The following is a 1,219-nucleotide window of genomic DNA, read 5'->3' on the forward strand; positions in this document are numbered from 1 at the left end:
CATTGGCCTGAAGGTTGCCACTGCCGGCCACGATGTTGACGCCGATGTTGCCGCTGGCGCCCTGGAGCGCGTTGCCACCGAAGCTGGCGGTGTTGGTGGTCGGATAGGTGGCGCAGCGGAAGTGCGTATTAAAGGTTGTGTTGCTGCCGTCCAGGTTGACCTGGGCCAGGTCGTCAAAGGAGAATTTGCCTTTCTGCTCGAACTTCATCTCTTTGTCGCCATGGTCATCATGGCCCTCGGGCTTCGCCGATTTGGGTTTGGGCCCCTCATGTTCCCCATGTTCTTCTTTTTGTTTGATTTCGCTTTCAAATTTTCCGCCTGGCAGCGCTATCGTCCCGGCCAGATGGGATTCACTCGTTTTGTATTTCCCTTCAAATTCAAGACTCTTTTCAGGCGTGTTCTGGGTGCAGTTGTCCTTGATGTTCTGATTCAGGTCGACGGTTGCGATCCCACTGTTACCCTGACCGACGCTGATGGCGGTCATGTTGCTCTGTGCATTGTAGGTCCCGGCACCGAGATTGACACCGATGTTGCCCTCGGCCCCTTCCAATGCACTGCCATTCAGGGTCGCGTCGTTGGTTGTTGCGGCATTTTCAACCATGTCGCTTTCAACCGTCTGGGTTTTGTAAATTTCGGCGTCGATCAGAGCCCCATCCTCTTCGGTTTTGGCGATGGCGGTCAGGTTGTCCTGGGCGTTGTTGGTTCCTGCGGCGGTGTTGACGCCGATGTTGCCCTCAGCCCCTTTCAGGGCGTTGTCGCTGACACTGGCATCATTGACCAGCTGCTGGTTGAACACCCCATTGCCCTTGATGGTTTGGGCATTGTTCACCACGGCAGTCGCCGCGCCATTCGGTTGAAGGTTGCCCTTGATATTGACTTCGACCTCGACCTTTTTCTTCAGCTCCATCGTGAGATTGGCGCCCGGCTTTTTGTCGTCATCTTTTTTGTGTTCGTCCGCCAAAGCCAGTGCCGGCGCCAGAACAAAGGGCAGGGCGATGAGCAGGCAGAGAATGCGTTTCATGGTTTGTTCCCCCTTTCATGTGCGTGTTGGTGGTTGCTGGACTACTCAATGGTCATGGACATCAGGGCGATACCAATGCTGTTGCGAATGCTGTTGCCTGAACCGGCCGACTGGCTGACCTGGACCAGGCCGGTGGCGCCGCTGAGGGCCTGACCTTCGATCAGGTCGACTCTTTGGCCCGGTGCCGGCGGTGCATGC

Annotated in this window: 1 protein-coding gene; it reads right to left on the bottom strand. The window is 56.4% G+C overall.

The genetic code is table 11. The features are described from left to right. Positions 1-1,021: hypothetical protein (locus tag D6694_08155; protein ID RMH42269.1), on the bottom strand; the 1,021-nt coding region annotated here is incomplete at its 3' end. Positions 1,022-1,219 lie beyond the last annotated feature (198 nt).

The sequence above is a fragment of the Gammaproteobacteria bacterium genome, assembly GCA_003696665.1.
Classification (GTDB): Bacteria; Pseudomonadota; Gammaproteobacteria; order Enterobacterales.